Annotated in this window: 15 protein-coding genes and 1 tRNA gene; 9 read left to right on the top strand and 7 right to left on the bottom strand. The window is 63.0% G+C overall.

The window, feature by feature from the left end; translation table 11 throughout:
• Positions 1-184: 184 nt before the first annotated feature.
• On the bottom strand, positions 185-1,828 hold the full coding sequence (locus tag EN993_RS03070; protein WP_164757523.1) for a DUF882 domain-containing protein: 1,644 nt from the start codon (positions 1,826-1,828) through the stop codon (positions 185-187).
• Positions 1,829-2,138: 310 nt separating this feature from the next.
• A tRNA-Thr gene (locus tag EN993_RS03065) sits at positions 2,139-2,213 on the bottom strand.
• A 161-nt stretch (positions 2,214-2,374) separates the two neighbouring features.
• Here EN993_RS03065 and EN993_RS03060 point away from each other — a divergent pair.
• The 9 genes from EN993_RS03060 to yacG all read left to right on the top strand — a co-directional run bounded on the left by EN993_RS03060 (position 2,375) and on the right by yacG (position 8,144).
• Positions 2,375-2,569 (top strand): hypothetical protein, encoded by a 195-nt coding sequence (locus EN993_RS03060; RefSeq protein ID WP_109670614.1) that lies wholly within the window; start codon positions 2,375-2,377, stop codon positions 2,567-2,569.
• A 128-nt stretch (positions 2,570-2,697) separates the two neighbouring features.
• A complete protein-coding gene (gene murA, locus EN993_RS03055) occupies positions 2,698-3,990 on the top strand; it encodes a UDP-N-acetylglucosamine 1-carboxyvinyltransferase (RefSeq protein ID WP_109670551.1) in 1,293 nt (430 codons plus the stop codon).
• 206 nt (positions 3,991-4,196) lie between these two features.
• The gene (locus tag EN993_RS03050; protein WP_109670553.1) at positions 4,197-4,631 is read left to right on the top strand and encodes a DUF2948 family protein; all 435 of its coding nucleotides are present in this window, start codon (positions 4,197-4,199) and stop codon (positions 4,629-4,631) included.
• 7 nt (positions 4,632-4,638) lie between these two features.
• A complete protein-coding gene (hisD, locus tag EN993_RS03045) occupies positions 4,639-5,931 on the top strand; it encodes a histidinol dehydrogenase (RefSeq protein WP_109670556.1) in 1,293 nt (430 codons plus the stop codon).
• A gap of 6 nt (positions 5,932-5,937) precedes the next feature.
• On the top strand, positions 5,938-6,423 hold the full coding sequence (locus tag EN993_RS03040) for a UPF0262 family protein (RefSeq protein WP_109670558.1): 486 nt from the start codon (positions 5,938-5,940) through the stop codon (positions 6,421-6,423).
• Positions 6,411-6,881: a low molecular weight phosphatase family protein gene (locus EN993_RS03035; RefSeq protein ID WP_109670560.1), complete on the top strand. Its 471-nt coding sequence runs from the start codon at positions 6,411-6,413 to the stop codon at positions 6,879-6,881. Before EN993_RS03040 ends, EN993_RS03035 begins: the two co-directional genes overlap by 13 nt.
• Before the next feature lie 199 nt (positions 6,882-7,080).
• Entirely contained in the window at positions 7,081-7,299 is a 219-nt protein-coding gene (infA, locus tag EN993_RS03030; RefSeq protein WP_006200926.1) for a translation initiation factor IF-1, read from the top strand.
• Between the two features lie 21 nt (positions 7,300-7,320).
• A complete protein-coding gene (locus EN993_RS03025) occupies positions 7,321-7,950 on the top strand; it encodes a Maf-like protein (RefSeq protein ID WP_023809261.1) in 630 nt (209 codons plus the stop codon).
• On the top strand, positions 7,947-8,144 hold the full coding sequence (yacG, locus tag EN993_RS03020) for a DNA gyrase inhibitor YacG (protein WP_023809262.1): 198 nt from the start codon (positions 7,947-7,949) through the stop codon (positions 8,142-8,144). Before EN993_RS03025 ends, yacG begins: the two co-directional genes overlap by 4 nt.
• Positions 8,145-8,160: 16 nt before the next feature.
• On the opposite strand, the gene EN993_RS03015 is transcribed toward yacG, so the two are convergent.
• From EN993_RS03015 to EN993_RS02995, 5 genes are all read right to left on the bottom strand, one after another.
• Positions 8,161-9,534 (bottom strand): alpha-glucosidase/alpha-galactosidase, encoded by a 1,374-nt coding sequence (locus tag EN993_RS03015; RefSeq protein ID WP_109670562.1) that lies wholly within the window; start codon positions 9,532-9,534, stop codon positions 8,161-8,163.
• A gap of 19 nt (positions 9,535-9,553) precedes the next feature.
• The gene (locus EN993_RS03010) at positions 9,554-11,221 is read right to left on the bottom strand and encodes an ABC transporter ATP-binding protein (RefSeq protein ID WP_127262342.1); all 1,668 of its coding nucleotides are present in this window, start codon (positions 11,219-11,221) and stop codon (positions 9,554-9,556) included.
• A 10-nt stretch (positions 11,222-11,231) separates the two neighbouring features.
• Positions 11,232-12,371 (bottom strand): ABC transporter permease, encoded by a 1,140-nt coding sequence (locus EN993_RS03005; protein WP_126067675.1) that lies wholly within the window; start codon positions 12,369-12,371, stop codon positions 11,232-11,234.
• Positions 12,372-13,379, bottom strand: coding sequence for an ABC transporter permease (locus EN993_RS03000; protein WP_127262341.1), 1,008 nt, complete (start codon positions 13,377-13,379; stop codon positions 12,372-12,374).
• Positions 13,380-13,513: 134 nt separating this feature from the next.
• Positions 13,514-15,598, bottom strand: a complete 2,085-nt coding sequence (locus EN993_RS02995) for an ABC transporter substrate-binding protein (protein ID WP_127262340.1) — start codon at positions 15,596-15,598, stop codon at positions 13,514-13,516.
• Positions 15,599-15,728 lie beyond the last annotated feature (130 nt).

Genomic DNA, 15,728 nt, shown 5'->3' with positions numbered 1-15,728 from the left:
AATTTGGAAATTCTCTTACAGGGCTATCCGGGAAGATTTCAGGATGGGTTGCGCAATCCCCCGACGACCCCGCAATCCGTATCGTGCACCACATTTCATGTCAGGTCGAACGGGTGCATTCGCCGTCCACGACACGCCTGCGGTCGCTCTTTATCGGATATGTCGAATCCCGGACGCGGCCAGCCTATTTGAAGCTGGCGATGGGCAGGAACTTGACCGCGGAGCCGGTGAAGCGGCGGTGATCGGACGTCTGTCCTCGCGGCTGGAATCCGTCGAGATAGATGTGCTCCGGCGCCGTGCGGATGAGATTGGCGGCAATGACGGGCGCCGTCGCAGGCCTGGCTCCGCCGGCGATGCCGCGACTTGTCCCGATCGGCCGGCCGGACAACGCGGCTGGCACAATGACGGCGGTGGCTTCGGGATCGAGACGTGGCTGGACGCGGTCGGCCTTCGGGCTGGTCCTGACGCGATCTTCGGGCTTCGATGGGGGAACCGCAACCCGCTGGCCGGCCAGACCATCAAGGCCGTCAGCGGAGTGCTGCATGGCCAGGAGGGCACCGACCGCATCGCGAGATTTGGCTGCTTCCGGCTGGCGCGCCGGGCTTGTCCGGCTTTCCGGCCGCCATGTCGGCAAAGGGATGTTGAGCGCCACCATGTCCGGCGCGGCGCTCGCGGCAGCGGCATCCGCCTTGCCCGTGGAAATTTCGGCATTGGCGGCTGCCGGCTTGGCATCGGCCAGTTCGGCCCGTGCCGTGGACGCATCGGCGTTTGCCAACGGTGCGGTTTGCGGGGTCGGAACGGGTGCCGCAAGCTCGGTGCGCGATGCGAAGGCGGGCAGCGGCACCGAGCCCGGCGCCATGGCCGTGACGATCGCTTCAGGCGTCTTCCCCTTCTGTCCAACTGGCGGTTCCTCGCCTGGATCGCTGGCAGCCATCTGGATGTCCGCCCGCTGGGCATCCTGCGGCGGCACGATAGCGATGCCGGCAGGCCTGGGTTCAACCGATCTGGCCGGCTTGCGTGGTGCCGGCACCGCCTCCGCGACATCATCCGACTCGTCTCCGCCACCCAGAAGCGTCGCCAGCAGGCCGCGCGGCCTGCGTTGGCCGCCGTCGACGCTTGCCAGTTCGATGTTGGGCGTGCCGGCGCCCTTGCGCGATTTGTAGGCGGCAAACGCCTGCTCGTAGCCGGGCAGCGGTTTGCCGTCGCTCGGCACATGCAGTGTGTTGCCGTTGGGAAATACCCTGGCAAGTTCCTGGCGGCTGATGCCCGGCCAGTGCCGCACATTGCCGACATCCATATGTATGAAAGGCGAACCGGAGGTCGGGTAATAGCCGACGCCGCCGCCCTGCATCTTGAGGCCGATGTCGCGCAGCTTCTTCAGCGGCACATCCGGCAGGAAGAAATCCATCGCGCGGCCAACCATGTGCTGGCTTTCCCGGGCCACGCCCTTCGAGCGGCTGCGCAGCATTGCGTTCGTCGCCGGCGAACGATAGGCGCTGACCACATGGATATAGGCCCTTGAGCCGCTGGCACGATAGGCCTGCCAGACAAGATCGAGCAGGCGAGGATCCATCTTCGTCGGTTCGTTGCGACGCCAGTCGCGCAGCATGAGATTGATCCTCTTCAATCCCGCCGGATCGTAACGCCCATTGCGCTTGAAGACGATTTCAGCCTTCTCGCCGGTATGGAGATGTTGAATCCTCAGAGCCCGCGTCTCCGCGAACGCGCTGGTGACGCACAGGCAAAGGAACGCTGCCATGATGACCGGCAGCAATGTCCAACGATGGGAGGCGTCGGGCGCGTTTTGCTCGCTTTCAATCACGTTCATGCCTTGCACATTCTTTTGTTTCGGGCGGTTTGAGGTCTCCGCCCAGATGAAGAGGCTTTCGGCCTCTAACCGACAGAGCATGGCCTTGACCGGCGCAGGCGCGCATCCATGCCGAAAACACGTCATGTCGATGAACAGCATCTTGGTTAATGAATCGTGTCGGGTGCCGAGAATGCGCTTCGGCTGGAGGTTGCCCTGGCAACTCTTTTCTGGAGCAATGCACTGCTGATCAGGTCTGCCGGCACGATCGCCGCGCCGCCCACGCAGATGCAGAGGACGAAGGGGGCTAACAAGGATGATGGTTGGAAACTGGTGCTGCGAGAGAGGATTGAACTCTCGACCTCTCCCTTACCAAGGGAGTGCTCTACCACTGAGCTACCGCAGCCGCTGATGGCGGGGCTTCTGCCATATCGAACCGGCAAGCGCAAGGCCAAGTGCAACGCTTCTGTGAAAGGCTTTGCCGGATAGCTTTTAATGACATGGCGGCGCCACAATGTTGGCTATCCCTGAATGGCGAGCTGGCTGGTCGCCAGCCAGGGCGGGACGATGAACGACAAGGTAATTCCACTGAAAAAGGATGGTCCAGCGAAAAAGGGCGGTACCAACCGCAAGGATCGGCTGGCCGAGCAATTGCGCGCCAATCTGCAGAAGCGCAAGGCGCAGTCGCGCTCGCGCCGCACCGGAGAAGCCGACCAGCGACCGGACGGGCTCGCTGCTTCGAAGGAAATGCGGAAAGATTAACTCAAATCGGCCACTCTTGGTTCGGATAGCAGGAAATCCTATTTCTTGAACCAAGCCGGCCAATGGTCTAGACGGGCCGCTACTCAAACGATTGAACCGGCCTTTTTGGCCGAGAGGGACGTTCTTCCATGGATCGCATCAGAATTGTCGGGGGCAACAAGCTCTCCGGAAGTATTCCGATCTCGGGCGCGAAAAACGCAGCGCTGCCCCTGATGATCGCCTCGCTTTTGACCGACGACACGCTGACGCTGGAAAACGTCCCGCATCTGGCCGATGTCGAGCAGCTGATCCGCATTCTGGGCAATCACGGCGTCGATTATTCGGTCAATGGCCGCCGCGAGAAGCAGAATGAGGGCTATTCGCGCACCATCAACTTCTCCGCCCGCAACATCGTCGACACGACGGCCCCTTACGAGCTGGTGTCGAAGATGCGCGCATCGTTCTGGGTGATCGGCCCGCTGCTGGCCCGCATGGGCGAAGCCAAGGTGTCGCTGCCGGGTGGTTGCGCCATCGGCACGCGCCCGGTCGATCTGTTCCTCGAAGGCCTGCAAGCGCTGGGCGCCGATATCGACGTCGACACCGGCTATGTCATCGCCAAGACCCGGAATGGCCGCCTTGTCGGCAACCGCTACATCTTCCCGAAAGTCTCGGTCGGAGCCACCCATGTGCTGATGATGGCGGCGGCGCTGGCCAAGGGCGAGACGGTGCTGGAAAATGCCGCCTGCGAGCCGGAAATCGTCAACCTCGCCGAATGCCTCAATGCCATGGGCGCGAAGATTTATGGCGCCGGCACGCCAACCATCACCATCGACGGCGTCGAATCGCTGTCGGGTGCGCGCGTGCGTGTCATCCCCGACCGCATCGAGACCGGCACCTATGCCATGGCCGTTGCCATGACCGGCGGCGATGTCGTGCTCGAAGGCGCGCGGCCGGAGCTGCTGCAGACAGCACTGGACGTGATCGCCCAGACCGGCGCCGAAATCACGCCAACCAATTCCGGCATTCGCGTAAAGCGCAACGGCGCCGGTATTTCGCCGGTCGACGTGACGACCGCACCCTTCCCGGCCTTCCCGACCGATTTACAGGCGCAGTTCATGGGCCTGATGACGATGGCCAAGGGCAAGTCGCGCATCACCGAGACGATTTTCGAAAACCGCTTCATGCATGTGCAGGAGCTGGCGCGGCTCGGCGCCCACATCACGCTTTCGGGCCAGACGGCGATCGTCGACGGCGTGCCGAAGCTGAAGGGCGCGCCGGTCATGGCGACCGATCTTCGTGCCTCCGTGTCGCTGGTCATTGCCGGCCTGGCGGCGGAAGGCGAAACCACGGTCAACCGGGTCTACCATCTCGACCGCGGCTTCGAGCGGCTGGAAGAAAAGCTGTCCAACTGCGGCGCGGTGATCGAGCGGATTTCGGCGTAGCTCGCGACCTCGGCTCCTCTCCAGCAACGGCAGGAGATTGGCGAAATCCTTTACGGCAGCGTCCTTCTCCCCGTCACTATACGGGGAGAAGTGCCCGGTAGGGCGATGGGGGGCAGCACAGACCTGCAGCTGCTGGCGCGGTTGCACGGATCGCCAAGACCGCCTAACAGAAGGCTGAACAATCAACCTTCAGGTGCGAAATCCGTATGACCGCCCTTAAGCTTATCGCACTCGACGACCAGGACCTGAGCATTGTTTCGGCCCATGTCCAGGACGCCGTACTGAAAGTCAGCGACCTCGAATTCCTGCCTGCGGCCAAGCGTTTCCTGCTGACCATGAACCGTTTTGTCTGGGAGGCGAAATCCGGCCTGTTTCGCCAGCACAATGAGCGGCGGCAGGCCGTGCTGCATTTCGACCGGGTGCTCGGCGCCAAGACCAGTGGCATTGACCGCGACAAGCCGAATGAGGTCCTATCACTGCTGGCGATCAGCTTCATCGAGATCAGCAAGCCGGCCGGCATCGTCGAGCTGATCTTTGCGGGCGGCGGCACGATCATGCTCGATGTCGAATGCATCGAGGCCCGCCTTGCCGATATCGGCGGGGCGTGGGAAGCCACCTCGCGCCCGATCCACAAGGCCTGAGCGTCCGATGGCCATCACGCTTCGTCAGTCCGACGCCGATTTCGAGCAGCGTTTCGCCGCCTTCCTGCTGACCAAGCGGGAAGTGTCGGCCGATGTCGATGCCGCGGTCCGCGATATTATCGCGCGCGTGCGCGCCGAAGGAGACGCGGCGCTGATCGACTATTCGCAGAAGTTCGATCGCGCCGATCTGGCTGGGCTAGGCATCGCCGTCTCGAAGGACGACATCGCGCAGGCTTACAAGGCCGCCGACCCAAAGACGATCGAGGCGCTGGAATTCGCGCGCGACCGCATCCGCTCCCATCACGAGCGGCAGCGGCCGAAGGACGACCGCTATACGGATGCCGCTGGCGTCGAACTCGGCTGGCGCTGGACGGCGGTCGAGGCGGTCGGGCTCTATGTGCCGGGCGGCACGGCGAGCTATCCAAGCTCGGTGCTGATGAACGCTGTCCCGGCCAGGGTGGCCGGCGTCGAGCGCATCGTCATGGTCGTGCCGGCGCCGGGCGGCATCATCAATCCACTGGTGCTGGTGGCCGCCGATATATCAGGCGTGTCGGAAATCTACCGCGTCGGCGGCGCGCAGGCGATCGCAGCTCTTGCCTACGGAACCGAGACGATCAGGCCAGTCGCCAAGATCGTCGGCCCGGGCAATGCTTATGTCGCGGCGGCCAAGCGCCAGGTGTTCGGCACCGTCGGCATCGACATGATCGCCGGGCCGTCGGAAGTGCTCGTCGTGGCCGACGGCAGCAACGATCCGGACTGGATCGCCGCCGATCTGCTGGCCCAGGCCGAGCACGACACATCGGCGCAGTCGATCCTGGTCACCGACGATCCGGCCTTCGGCATCGCTGTCGAACAGGCGGTCGAACGCCAGCTGCTGAGCCTGCCGCGCGCCGAGACGGCTGCGGCGAGCTGGCGCGATTTTGGTGCCGTGATCCTGGTTCCAACCATTGAATCCTCGCTGCCGCTGGTCGACCGCATCGCTGCCGAACATGTCGAACTCGCCATCGACGATGCCGAGGGTTTCCTGTCGCGGATGCGCAATGCGGGTGCCGTGTTTCTCGGCCGCCACACGCCGGAAGCCATCGGCGACTATGTCGGCGGCTCCAACCATGTGCTGCCGACGGCACGCTCGGCGCGCTTCTCGTCCGGCCTGTCGGTGCTCGATTTCGTCAAGCGCACGTCGATCCTCAAGCTTGGACCGGAGCAGCTGCGTATCTTGGCGCCGGCGGCGATTGCGCTCGCCAAGGCGGAAGGCCTTGATGCGCACGGTCGCTCCGTCGCCATACGGCTGAACATGTAGGCCGTTATGTCGGACTCCGATCAAACCCGCGCCAGGCTGATCGATGTCGAACTCGATGAATCGATCGGCCGTTCGACACCCGACGTCGAGCATGAGCGCGCGGTGGCGATCTTCGACCTGATCGAGGAAAACAGTTTTCAACCGGTCAATGACAGCGGCCCTGGGCCCTATCGGCTGAAACTGTCGCTGGCCGAGCAGCGCCTGGTGTTTGCCGTGGCGCGCGAGGATGGCGCCGCCGTCGTCACCCATATCCTGTCGCTGACGCCGCTGAGGCGCATCGTCAAGGACTACTACATGATCTGCGAAAGCTATTACGACGCCATCCGCTCCTCGACGCCGAGCCACATCGAGGCGATCGACATGGGCCGCCGCGGCCTGCACAATGAGGGTTCGCAAACGCTGATGGACCGGCTCTCCGGCAAGATCGACATCGATTTCGATACGGCGCGCCGGCTGTTCACGCTGGTCTGCGTGCTGCACTGGCGGGGTTAGCCCTGGCACCCGGCGCCCTGCCCCGTTCGATCCTGTTCCTCTGCGGCATGAATGCCGTGCGCTCGCCAATGGCAGAGCAACTGGCGCGGCGGATGCTGCCTGCCACCATCTTTGTCGCTTCGGCCGGCGTTCGCGCCGGCGAACGCGATCCGTTCGTCGATGCGGTGCTGGCCGAAGAGGGCCTCACGCTAGGCGAACGTCACCCAAGGACGATGGACGATCTCGAGGACGACTATTTCGACCTCATCGTCACGCTAGCGCCGGAGGCGCACCACGCGGCACTCGAACTCACCCGCTCGCTCGCCGTCGAGGTCGAATACTGGCCGACGCCGGACCCGACCGATGCCGGCGGCACGCGCGAACAGATCATGGCTAGTTATCGCGACGTGCGCGAGCGCCTGAAGTTGCGCATAGGCCGACGTTTCTTGCTTCCAGAGGCAAAAAACGCGACGGATTAAGCGTGTTCACAAGCGGACGATTATCATATAGGTTCCGCCGAAATTCCGGCTAGAGTCGGATGATTTCAGGTCTGTTCGACCTGAAATCTGAATCCGCCTCTAAACCAAGAAGTAGAGCATGATGTCGTCCGAAAACCGCTTTACACTTTTCGGCATCATGCTCTAAGCGCCGGAACTGCCATCCAAGCAAAGGTATCGAATGCCGAAGGAAGAAGTCCTCGAGTTTCCGGGTGTCGTGACGGAATTGTTGCCCAACGCGATGTTCCGGGTAAAGCTCGAAAACGAACACGAAATCATCGCCCATACGGCCGGCCGCATGCGCAAGAACCGCATCCGCGTGCTGACCGGCGACAAGGTTCTGGTCGAGATGACGCCATACGACCTGACCAAGGGCCGCATCACCTATCGTTTCAAGTAAGCAAAGCCCGACTGGTCCGCGATGAGCATTTTGCAGAAGCTGGTGCTTGCCTCGGGTTCGCCGCGCCGGATCGAGCTCTTGCAACAGGCCGGCATCGAGCCGGACCGTGTGCTGCCGGCCGATGTCGACGAAACGCCGTTGCGTGCCGAGCATCCGCGCTCGCTGGCCAAGCGGCTGTCGAAGGAAAAGGCCGAAAAGGCGTTCGCGTCGCTGAAGACCGAAGCCGACTATGCGCCGGGCTTCGTGCTGGCCGCCGACACGGTGGTTGCCGTCGGGCGGCGCATCCTGCCCAAGGCAGAAACCCTTGACGACGCCGCCAACTGCCTCGGGCTGTTGTCGGGCCGTTCGCACCGGGTCTATTCCGGCATCTGCCTGATCACGCCGGGCGGCAAGCTGCGCCAGCGGCTGGTCGAGACGCGGGTGCGCTTCAAGCGGCTGCCGCGCGAGGAGATCGACGCCTATGTCGCCTCAGGTGAATGGCGCGGCAAGGCCGGCGGCTACGCCGTCCAGGGTCTCGCCGGCGCCTTCGTCGTCAAGCTGGTCGGCTCCTACACCAACATCGTCGGGCTGCCTCTGTATGAGACCGTCGCGCTGTTGAGCGGCGAAGGCTTCAAGGTGCATGGCGGCTGGCTGGCGGGAACCCGGCTGTGAATTCCGACTCCAAGGTCACGCCCTTGCGCCCGAAGCGCCCCTGCCCCGAATGCGGCAAGCCCTCGGCGCGCGACACCTTTCCGTTCTGCTCGACGCGCTGCAAGGACATCGACCTCAACCGCTGGCTGAAGGGCGCCTATGTCATCAAGGCCCGCGACGACGAGGAAGAGACGGACCCCGACGCTCCGAATTAAGGCCGAGCGCCGCCGATCAGGCGGCGGCTTCGTTCTTGCGGTTTTTGCGCGCCCAGCCCGGCAGCCAGTCACCATGAGCAGCCAAGAGATCATCGACCAGTGACCAGATCTGGTCGAGATCGAGCTCGGCCGCGGTGTGCGGGTCCATCATGGCCGCATGATAGATATGCTCGCGGTTCTCGCTCATCAGCGCCCGCACCGTCAGTTCCTGCACGTTGATGTTGGTGCGGATCAGCGCGGTCAATTGCGGCGGCAAGTCGCCGATATAGGTCGGCTGGATGCCGGAGGCATCGACCAGGCACGGCACTTCGGCGGCACAATCCCGGGGCAGCGAGGTGATGCAGCCATTGTTGCGGACATTGCCGTAGATCACCGAGGGTTCGCCCGTCCACACCGAATTCATGATCGATGAGGCGTACTCCTTCGACTCCTCGACCTCGATGCGCTGGGCCGAGCGGTAGGCCTGCGCCTGGTCTTTCCAGCGCTCGATCTGCTCAATGCAGCGCTTGGGATATTCGTCCAGCGGGATGCCGTATTTCTCGATCAGGTCCGGGCGGCCTTCCTTGATGAAATAGGGCGTGTATTCGGCGAAATGTTCCGAGCTTTCGGTGACGAAATAGCCGAGCCTGGTCAGCATCTCGTAGCGCACCTTGTTAGGGCAGCGCGGATTCCAGCCGGGCTTGGGCGCGCGGCCCTCACGATAGGCACGTACGAGATCGGGATAGAGGTCGCGGTAGGAGCCGTCCGGCTGGCGATGCTCGAAGTTGAGATAAAAGGCCATGTGGTTGATGCCGGCCGAGCGATAGCGGATCTCTTCGTAGGGAAGGTCGAGGTCGTGGGCCAGTTCCATTGCCGTGCCCTGCACCGAATGGCAGAGGCCGACCTGCCTGATCTCGGGATATTTCTCTGATATCGCCCAGGTGTTGATCGCCATCGGGTTGACATATTGCAGCATGATCGCCTGCGGGCAGACGGCGAGCATGTCCTCGCAGACCTTCCACAGATGCGGCACGGTCCTCAGGCCCCGCATGATGCCGCCGACGCCGAGCGTGTCGGCGATCGTCTGACGCAGGCCGTATTTCTTCGGCACTTCGAAGTCGGTGACCGTGCAGGGCTCGTAGCCGCCGATCTGGAAGGCGACAACGACGAAATCGGCGTCGGCCAGCGCCTTGCGCTGGTCCGAATGGGTCTCGGTCTTCGCCTTGACGCCGAGCGTCGCGATCAGCTTGTTGACGACGATGGCGCTCTCTTCCAGCCGCTGCGGATTGACGTCCATCAGTGCGATGGTCGCGCCAGAAAGCGACGGGCGCTGCAGCACGTCGCCGACAATGTTCTTCATGAACACCGTGGAGCCGGCGCCGATGAAAGTGATCTTGGGATTTCTTGCCATGCTAACCTCCGGCATATGTTCAGGCCACGTCGAAAGCGGCCCTAACGAGCCGTTCGGTGTAGGCGGTCTTGGGATTGGACAGGACGTCGTCGACGGGGCCCTGCTCGACGATCTTGCCGTTCTGCATGACGATGACGCGGTGGCATAGCGCACGCACCACCTTGAGGTCATGCGAGATGAAGAGGTAGCTGAGGCCGCGCTCGTCCTGCAGCTTGCGCAGCAGGTCGATGATCTGCGCCTGGACCGAAAGGTCGAGCGCCGATGTCGGCTCGTCGAGCAGGATGAATTCGGGTTCCAATGCGATGGCGCGGGCGATCGCGATGCGTTGCCGCTGTCCGCCGGAGAATTCGTGCGGAAACCGTGACAGTATATCGCCCGGCATGCCGGCGCTGACCAGCGCATCGCGCACCCGTTCGACCCGCTCGCGCCGCGTCGCCCCTATGCTGTTGACGATCAGCCCTTCCTCGATGATCTGGCCGATCGTCATGCGCGGGTTGAGCGAGGAGAACGGATCCTGGAAGACGATCTGCATGCGCGAGCGCAACGGCCGCATCTCGGCCCGCGACAGGCCGTGGATCGGCTTGCCGTCGAAACGGATCTCGCCGCGCTTGGCGTCTATCAATCTAAGCAGGGCCTGACCGAAGGTGGTCTTGCCGGAGCCGGATTCGCCGACCAGCCCCAGCGTCTCATGGCGGCACAGGCTGAGGCTGAGATCGTCGACGGCGACCAGCTCTCGCCAATCCGGCTTCAGGAAAGTGCCGTGGCGCAGCATGAATGAGACGCGCACGCCGCTGGCCTCGAGAATGGTGCCGCAGCCCTCCGGCAGCGGCTTCGGCTGCCCGTGCGGCTCGGAAGCGAGAAGCCGCCTTGTATAGGGATGCTGCGGATCGGCGAAAAGCCGTTCGGTGACGTTGTGCTCGCACATTTCGCCATGCTGCATGACATAGACGTAGTCGGAGAACTGGCGCACCACGGTCAGGTCGTGGGTGATCAGGATCACCGCCATGCGCAGCTCTTTCTGCAGGCTGCGGATCAGGTTCAGGATCTGCGCCTGGACGGTGACATCGAGCGCCGTGGTCGGCTCATCGGCTATCAGCACATCGGGATTGTTGGCCAGCGCCATGGCGATCATCACCCGCTGGCGTTGCCCGCCCGATAGCTGGTGCGGATACTGCTTGAGCCGCGCGACAGGATCGGGAATCTGCACGTGCTGCAGAAGTTCGAGTGCGCGCGCCCACGCATGCTTGCGGCTGACCCTGCGATGCACCCTGATCGCCTCGACGATCTGGCTGCCGACCGTATAGATCGGGTTGAGCGAGCTCATCGGCTCCTGGAAGATCATCGAGATGCGGTTGCCGCGCAGCTTGCGGCGGGCGTTCTCAGGAAATTTCAGGATGTTTTGCCCGTCATAGCAAACGCTCGATCCGGGCGACACTGTGGCGCGTCGCGACAGCAGTCCCATTACGGTGCGCGCCGTCACCGACTTGCCGGAACCGGATTCGCCGACGATCGCTATCGTCTCGCCGCGATAGAGCTGGAACGAGATGTCCTTGACCGCCTCGACGACGCCATGCTCGACCTTGAAGGCCACCGCGACATTGCGGGCGTCGATGATGGGCTGGTCCTGGCGCCCGTCATGGTCGTGGCGGACGATCGGTGCGAAGGATTCGGCGAACGCGACGGACATCTGTGCCACCTCAATAGGGATCGACGGCGTCGCGCAGGCCGTCGCCCAGCGCGTTGAAGGCAAAGACGGTGACGAGCACGAAACCGACTGGCGACAGTATCCAGGGATAGGTGCCGATGACGGAATAGGTCGCGGTGTCCTGCAGCATGAGGCCCCACGAGATCAGCGGCGGCTTGACGGCGAAGCCGAGGAAACCGAGGAAGGATTCGAGCAGCACCACCGTCGGGATCGCCAGCGTCACGGCGACGATCACATGGCTCATCACATTGGGAAAGATGTGCTGCATGATGATGCGCCGGTCGGTGGCGCCGACCGCCATGGCGGCGCGCACATACTCGATCCGCGCCAGCGCCAGCGTCTTGCCGCGCACCTCGCGCGACATCTGCGCCCAGCCCAACGCCGACATGACGATGATGACGAAAGCCAGGAAGACGTTGGTGGGAGCGGTGACCGGGATCAGCGTCGTCAGCGCCAGATAGAGCGGCAGCTGCGGGAAGGCGAGCACCAGTTCGACGAAGCGTTGCATCCAGACATCGAACCTGCCGCCGAAATAACCGGAGACCATGCCGACGGTGGTGCCGATGACGGTGATGATGAAGACGACCGTCAGCGCGATCATCAGCGAGACACGCGAACCATGGATGGCGCGCGACAGCACGTCACGGCCGAATTTGTCGGTGCCGAGGAAATGCACTGGTTGGCCGTCCAGCGAGCCGAACAGATGCCGGTCCGCCGGCAACAGCCCGAACAGCTTGTAGGGCGCGCCATGCACGAAGAAACCAAGCAGCCTTGGATGGTCATAGTCGGGACCGACGACGGGCTGGAAAGTGACCGGATCGAGGTCCACCGAATCGGCCAGCGCATAGACCCTCGGCCGCGCGACGAAACCGCCGTCCTTGTCATAGAAGCTCGGCAACTGCGGGGGAGCGAAACCGACATCCGTGACCTTCGGGTCCATTGGCGCCATGAACTCGGCGAACACGGCCATCACCAGCAGCAGCACGACCAGCCAAAGCCCAGCCATGCCGGTCCAGGAGCGCTTCAGCCGGCGCCAGACCAGCGCGATGTAGCTCTCATTGCCGCGCGCCGGTTTGGCTACGATGGGACCTTCGGCCGGCAGCGGTGGCGGTGATGGATCGCGCGCCAACATCTAACCCTCCCCGAACTGGCGTACGCGCGGATCGAGCAGGACGAGCAGCATGTCGGCGATGATGTTGCCGACGATCAGCGTCGCCGACAGGACCATCATGAAGGTGGCGGTGACATAGACGTCGCCGACGGCCATGGAGCCGACGATTGCCGGGCCGACGGTCGGCAGCGCGAAGATGATCGCCGTCTCGATCTCGCCGGTGAGCATGTAGGGCAGCACCACGCCCTGATACATGACGAGCGGGTGCAGCGCGTTGGGCACGGCATGGCGCATAACGACGGCGGCGCCGGTCAGCCCCTTGGCCCTGGCCGTCTCGACATATTGCGCGTTCAGCGTGTCGAGCAGATTGCCGCGCATGACGCGCATATTGTAGGCAAGACCGCCGAAGGTAGCGATCGCCACGACCGGCCAGACATGCTTGACCAGGTCGACGAACTTGGCCCACGACCATGGCGCGCCGCCATATTGCGGCGAGAAGAAGCTGCCTATCTCCGACACGTTGAACTGGAAGACCATGAGATAGACGATGATCAGCGCCATCAGGAAGCGCGGCACCGTCATGCCGAGGAAGGAGATGGCCGACAGCGTCGAGTCGATCCAGGTGTATTGCCGGGTCGCCGCCCATATGCCGAATGTGATGCCGAGCACCGAGGCCAGCAGATGGCAGACGAGCGCCAGAATGAGCGTGCGCGGCAGGCGCTCGCCGACCACATCGGCGACCGGTTTGTTGTAGTAGAGGCTGTAGCCGAAATCGCCGCGGGTGATGATGCCGCCGATCCAGTTCAGATACTGGACGGGCAGCGGCTTATCGAGGCCATGCTCGATGCGATAGGCCTTGGCCTGCGCGTCGGCCTCGGCGAAGGAGGCACCGCCCTGGTTGATTAGCTGCGAGCGGATGTAGTCGGCGTAGTCGCCCGGCGGCGCCTGGATGATGGCAAAGGTGACCAGGCTCAGAATGGCGAGGACCGGTATTGCCGACGCTATGCGCGTGAGCAGGAATCGCAGCATGGACGGTCCGCTTCCTTGTCTCGCCGATCGCGCCTTTTGGTTGCGTCCGGAGGTTGGTTTTGTCCGACCGCGCCAGCGGCGCGGCCGGAGTTCTCTTGGTCAGGGAGGTAAACCTAATTCATCTCATCGGGCTCCTAGTCCATCGGGCCTTTGTCTCCGGGTTTGCCGGGAAGCTCCTCAGGGAACAATTCGTATTTCGCCTGCTTGTCGGCGGCGACAAAGACCCGTTCGCGGATGATTGAATCCTCGGCCCAGTTGAACATGAAGATCGGCGTGCCTTGCGGAATGTTCGAGAAGCGCTTGTTGATGATCAGCGCGCCAGGATATTCCGTCAGGCCGACATTGTAGACGTGTTCCGTCGAAATCTTCTGGAACTGCTTCATCAAGCTCGCGCGCTGGTCATTGTCCTCGGACGAGACGAACTTGTTGACGATATCGACGAGGTCCTTTTCGAAAGGCATCAAGTCTACCTCGCCGCTTTCGGGCGCGCGGTGGTTCCAGCTGGTCTTCGGACCAACGGGAGCGAGTTGCTCGGTGTTCTGCACCACCGATGTCAGTTCCTGGTCGTTGCGCCGGACCAGCCAGTCGAAGCGGCCGGAATATTGCGAGGCGTCGCGCTGGGTGCCGTTGAGCCCGTTGAGCACGACCCGAATTCCGAGCTTTTCCATCTGGGCGACGACGCCTTCGGCAAGGCTCTTGTCGGTTGTGTAGTCGTTGTTGACCAGCATCACGACCTCGACGTTCTTGCCGCCGGCGGTGCCGGCCGGGAAGTTCACGAAACCGTCGCCGTCCGTATCCTTGAGGCCGGCCTTGGCGAGCTCCGCCTTGGCGCCCTCGAGGTCGAAGGGGTAGTAGACGGTCGAATCGCGGTCATAGAAACTGGTGCCTGACGACAGGCCGCCGGCATAGATGGCGGTGAACGGACCCTTGACCAGCGAGTCGCCGAGCGCCTTGCGGTCGAGCGCCATGGTGACGGCCTTGCGGAAGTCCTCGTTGCGGTTCAGCTCGCGCACAGCTTGCCCGCGTTCGTCCGGGTTGCCCCAGCCATTGGCGGAAAAATTCATGCGCAGATTGTAACCGATGAGCCGCGGGCCAAAGGCCAGGCGTGCGGGCGCATTTGCCTCCGCAGCGCGCTTCAGCGAGGCGACGAAGTTTTCCGGCTGCTCCAGATTGGAGAAGTCGGCCGAGCCGGCAACCGCCTGGACGTCGCGGTCGGCCCAGGTCGACAGCTTGTATTGCAGCTCGTTGAGGTAAGGCAGCTGGTTGCCCTTCTCGTCGACCTTCCAATAGTAGGGGTTGCGGCGCATGACGATGATGTCGTCCGGCCGGTACTCGACCGGCACCCAGGCGCCCATCACCGGCATGTTCATGAATTCCGGCGGAAAGGCGTTCTTAAACTGGTCGTAGGTGTTCTTCGAATATTTCGGATGCTGCGGCTTCAATATGTGCGCGGGACCGGGACAGAAGGTGCCGTAGGCCATCGCATAGAGATATTGTTTCGGAAACGCCTCCTTGAAGGTCCACTCGACGGTGTAGTCGTCGATCTTCTTCAGCGTCGTGCCGACACCGAAGGTTTCCTGTGTGGCACCGTTCAGCGGCGAGACATTGGGATCAACGACCTCGTCGTCCCAATAGAACATGACATCGTCGGCGTTGAAGGCAACGCCGTCCGACCACTTCGCCCCTTCGACCAGATGCATGGTGAGCTTGTGGCCATCGCTCGACCAGTCCCAGCTCCTGGCCAGGTTCGGCAGCGGCTCGGTGTCCTTCGCCTCGACCTGGAACAGCGGCGCGGTGCGCGTCAGGCATTCGGAAAGGCCGATGTCGATGCCGCCCCAGCCTTGCGTCTGGCCGGCGCCGTAGTTCCAGCCTTCCGGCCGCCCGCCGATGACATGGCGCATCGTATCGCCATAGACGCCGATGCCGTCCTGCATGTTACCCGTCTTGAAGACCAGCGGTTCTTTCGGCAGCCTGTCTTTCACCGGCGGCAACTTGCCGGTCTTGACGTATTTCTCGGTGATCCAGTCGGGCTCGTGATATTGCGGGAGCGCCTTGAACTCCAGAATGGAATCGCGCGAGACATAGTTGATCTTGCCCTCGGCGGGGAACGGTGTCGGCGCCGGCGGAACCGTCGGCTCGGAAGCGTATGCACTGAGTGCCGAAACCGAGACGCTCAGCGCCAGTCCGGCAGCAAGGCCGATATTGCGTAAATTCCTCACTGTCTCTCTCCCTCTTGTTTGTTCCGGAGCGTTTGCACCTGCTCCGCTTCTCCTCGAACTCAAAACGGCTTCGTGAGAGTGGATCCGCCTCCCTTGGATTCACCATCACCGCATGAGGCTCAGCCGGCCC

Source organism: Mesorhizobium sp. M7D.F.Ca.US.004.01.2.1 (assembly GCF_003997785.1).
Classification (GTDB): domain Bacteria; phylum Pseudomonadota; class Alphaproteobacteria; order Rhizobiales; family Rhizobiaceae; genus Mesorhizobium; species Mesorhizobium loti.
Note: the sequence above shows the minus strand (reverse complement) of the source record. Positions and strands in the feature narration are given on the sequence as shown.